Origin of the sequence: Hansschlegelia beijingensis, assembly GCF_045505405.1 — a bacterium.
Lineage (GTDB): Bacteria > Pseudomonadota > Alphaproteobacteria > Rhizobiales > Methylopilaceae > Methylopila > Methylopila beijingensis_A.
On sequence record NZ_JBJKEX010000278.1, the window covers coordinates 1 to 4,125 of the forward strand.

Annotated in this window: 3 protein-coding genes; 2 read left to right on the top strand and 1 reads right to left on the bottom strand. The window is 69.5% G+C overall.

Annotated elements, in window-relative coordinates; translation table 11 throughout:
* The coding region (locus ACIKT0_RS14210) for a sigma-54-dependent transcriptional regulator (protein ID WP_407105973.1) at window positions 1–1,302 on the bottom strand (1,302 nt) is incomplete at its 3' end.
* Between the two features lie 186 nt (window positions 1,303–1,488).
* On the opposite strand from ACIKT0_RS14210, the gene ACIKT0_RS14215 reads away from it, so the two are divergent.
* Window positions 1,489–3,279: a M3 family oligoendopeptidase gene (locus tag ACIKT0_RS14215; protein ID WP_407105974.1), complete on the top strand. Its 1,791-nt coding sequence runs from the start codon at window positions 1,489–1,491 to the stop codon at window positions 3,277–3,279.
* A 142-nt stretch (window positions 3,280–3,421) separates the two neighbouring features.
* Window positions 3,422–4,042, top strand: coding sequence for a hypothetical protein (locus ACIKT0_RS14220; protein WP_407105975.1), 621 nt, complete (start codon window positions 3,422–3,424; stop codon window positions 4,040–4,042).
* The last annotated feature ends 83 nt before the right edge of the window (window positions 4,043–4,125 follow it).

The following is a 4,125-nucleotide window of genomic DNA, read 5'->3' on the forward strand; positions in this document are numbered from 1 at the left end:
CTCGAACAGGATCGCGTCAAGACGGTCGGGGGCGTCGCCTTCGCCAGTGAACCGCCGCATCCAGATTCGGTCGGCCGCCAGAAGAGGCCGCGGCGCCTCCTCGAGCTCCTCGGGCGCCTCGCCCAGCGCGGCCGCGATCTGCGGGAAGTCGATGGGGCGGAGCTCGGTGTCCTCGGCCAGCACCACCGCGCGGAAGACCGCGTTCTCGAGCTCGCGGACGTTGCCCGGCCACGCGTAGCGTTCCAGCAGCGCGAGGGCGGACGGCGAGAAGCTGGAGACGGCGCGGTTCTCCTCGGCCGCGAAGCGGGCGAGGAAGCGTCGCGCCAGGTCCCGGAGGTCGGCGCGGCGCGCGCGCAGCGGCGGCACCTTCACCGGAAACACGCTGAGCCGGTAATACAGGTCCTCGCGGAAGGAGCCCTCGCGCACCCGCTGGAAAAGGTCGCGATTGGTCGCCGAGATCACCCGAAGATCGACCTTCACGGGCCGCTTGGAGCCGACCGGATCGACCTCGCCCTCCTGCAGCGCGCGCAGCAGCTTGACCTGCGCGTCGGCCGGCAGCTCGCCGATCTCGTCCAGGAACAGCGTGCCCCCGTCGGCCTCGACGAACTTGCCGACATGCCGCTCGGTCGCGCCCGTGAAGGCGCCGCGCTCATGGCCGAACAGGATCGACTCGACGAGGTTGGGGGGGATCGCGCCGCAGTTCACGGCCACGAACGGCTTTCCGGCGCGCTCGCCCGCGCCCGCGATCGCGCGGGCGAACAACTCCTTGCCGACGCCGGATTCGCCCTCGATCAGCACCGGGATCGCCGAGGCCGCGGCGCGCTCCCCGAGGCGGACGGCGTCCGCCATGGCGGGCGCGCGGGTCGGCAGGTCACGGAAGGTGAGGGTGCCGGCGGCGCGTTTGCCGATGCGGCGGATCTCGCCCTGCAGGGCGTCGGTCCTCAGCGCGTTGCGAATCGAGACCTGCAGCCGCTCGGGACCGACCGGCTTGACCACGAAGTCGACCGCGCCGGCCCGCATGGCGCCGACCACCGCCTCGATCGAGCCGTTCGCCGTCTGCACGATGGTGGGCACGCTGAGGCCGAGTTCGCGCATGCGCGCCATGACGCCGAGCCCATCGAGCTCCGGCATGGCGAGGTCGAGGAACATCAGGTCATAGGCGGCGCCTTCGGCGGTCAGCGCCTCGATGGCGCCGAGCCCGTCTTCGGCGGTGCGCGCCTCATGCCCGAATCTCCGGAGCTGAGCTTCCAACAGACGCCGCTGCACCGGATCGTCGTCGACAATGAGGATTACGGCGGTCATCCACGGCCTTTCGGCGGCGTTGCGGGGGGCGCAAGGCGCGGCCAGCATGATCGGCCGCAGTAAATGGGCGCTTAAGTGGATCGCGCACAAAGCCGGTGTGGTTGATCGCGCCCGGGGGCGTTGCGATATCTGCCCCGAACCCTTCCCGCCGCCGCGATCCCGCGCCGGCCAATCGTGAGCCGCCCATTGTCCGACGCCGCCGCAGCAGCTCTCGGGTCCCTGCCCGAATGGAATCTCGCCGATCTTTATTCCGGCCTGGACGCGCCCGAACTCAAGGCCGACCTCGCCCGCGCGGACGCTGACGCGCGCGCCTTCGAGAACAAGCACAAGGGCGCGCTCGCGGGCCTCGCGGCCTCGGGCGGGCTGATCGACGCGATCAAGGAGTACGAGGCGCTCGACGACCTCACCGGGCGGATCGCCTCCTACGCCAGCCTCGTCTATTCGGAGAACACCGCGGACCCTAAGGGCTCGAAGTTCTACGGCGACGTGCAGGAGAAGCTGACCGACGTCTGGTCGCACCTGCTGTTCTTCACGCTCGAGCTCAACCGCCTCGACGACGGCCTGCTCGAGGAGGCGATGTCGGAGCCGCGCCTCGCGCATTACCGGCCCTTCATCGAGGACGTCCGCAAGGAGCGGCCGCACCAGCTCGAGGACAGGGTCGAGCAGCTGTTCCACGAGAAGTCCGTCACCGGCCGCGGCGCCTGGAATCGGCTGTTCGACGAGACCATGGCGGCGCTGCGCTTCGAGATCGACGGCGAGATCCTGACGCTCGAGCCGACGCTCAACCTGCTTCAGGATTCGGACGGCGCGGTCCGCGAGAAGGCCGCCAAGGCGCTGTCCAAGACCTTCACGGCCAATCTCCGCACCTTCACGCTGATCACAAACGTGCTCGCCAAGGACAAGGAGATATCGGACCGCTGGCGGCATTTCGCGGACGTCGCCGACAGCCGGCACCTCGCCAACCGGGTGGAGCGCGAGGTGGTCGACGCGCTGGTCTCGGCGGTGCAGGACGCCTATCCGCGCCTGTCGCACCGCTACTACAAGCTGAAGGCCAAGTGGTTCGGCATGGATGCGCTGAACTACTGGGACCGCAACGCGCCGCTTCCGACCGTGCCGAGCCGGGTGATCCCGTGGGACGAGGCTCAGAAGACGGTGCTGGACGCCTATGGCGGCTTCGCGCCGCGCATGGCCGACATCGCGCGCCGGTTCTTCGACGAGCGCTGGATCGACGCGCCGAGCCGCCCCGGCAAGGCGCCGGGCGCCTTCGCGCATCCGACGGTGCCGTCAGCGCACCCTTACGTGCTGCTGAACTATCTCGGCCGCCCGCGGGACGTGATGACGCTCGCCCATGAGCTCGGGCACGGCGTGCACCAGGTGCTGGCGGCCCCCAACGGCGCGCTGATGGCCCCGACGCCGCTGACGCTCGCCGAGACCGCCTCCGTGTTCGGCGAGATGCTGACCTTCCGGGCCCTCCTCAAGCAGACCACCGACCCGCTTCAGCGCAAGGCGATGCTCGCCGGCAAGGTCGAGGACATGCTGAACACGGTCGTGCGCCAGATCGCGTTCTACACGTTCGAGCGGAAGGTCCACGAGGAGCGCCGCAAGGGCGAACTCACCGCGGAGCGGCTGAACGAGATCTGGATGGAGGTGCAGGCCGAGAGCCTCGGGCCGTCGATCCGGCTCGGCGAGGGCTACGAGGTGTTCTGGACCTACATCCCGCACTTCATCCATTCGCCGTTCTACGTCTACGCCTACGCGTTCGGGGACTGCCTCGTGAACTCGCTCTACGCGGTCTACGAGAACGCCCAGGAGGGCTTCGCGGAGCGCTATTTCGCTCTGCTGTCGGCGGGCGGCACCAAGCATCACTCGGAACTGCTCGCGCCTTTCGGCCTCGACGCCCGCGACCCGTCGTTCTGGCAGACCGGGCTCGGCCTGATCGAGCGCATGATCGGCGAACTCGAGGCCCTGGAGGGCTGAAGCCCGCCTCCGGCGACCCGCGATAAACGTCAAGCGCCGCGCATGGCGGCGCTTGACTGCGGCCTTTCCGCAATTCAGCCTGATTCGTTCACGAAGAATGAACGGGGGCATGCGGGGGCAGGCAGCATCGCGGGTTCGTCACATGATTGATCTCTATCGCGCGGGCGGAACGCTCGCGCTCGTCGCAGGTCTGGCGGCTTCCGGCGGCGCCGTCGCGCAGGAGGCCGCGGACGCCGCGTCCTCGCCCGAGGCCGAGAAGCAGCAGGCGGTCGCGCTGGTCTCCGACGGCGTGCAGGCCAAGGCCGACGCCGACCCCTCCTGTCCCCAGATCTCCGTCGCGCCCCAGGCCGGCACGTTCCCGCCGCGCGACGACGCCTTCAAGGCCACGCTGCAGGGCCTTGCGCGCGACTGCGCGAACCTCGGCGCGGAGACGATTCTCAAGGTCGCCGTGATCGGCGAGGGCGAGCGCGATTCGAAGAACGGGCCGAGCTGGTTCAACGCGCCGCTCAAGGTCTCGGTCAAGGACGCCGAGGGCCGCCCGGTCGAGACGCGCAAGATCAGGCTCAAGGTGAAGCTGCCGACCGGGATCCAGAAGGTCTCGTTCAACCACGTCGAGAGCGACGTCTCGCTGCCGCCGCCGCCGCCGGGCGGCTACCGCGACTGGATGGTGGTGGTGGGCTTTGATCCCGCCGGCCAACCCGCCAAGAAGGAAGCCTCGAAGGCGGTGCGCAAGGCCGCGGTGTCGGCCTCGGGGTCGGCGTAGTCTTCCGAGTAGCGCAGGCCGGTGGTCATATCCATCACCTGGCGCACCGTCGCGGAGCCGAAGGCGCTGTCCCTGACCTCGGG

Coding starts and splice junctions, on each gene's coding strand:
- ACIKT0_RS14220 (WP_407105975.1), top strand. CDS start 3,422: ATGATTGATCTCTATCGCGCGGGCGGAACGCTCGCGCTCGTCGCAGGT.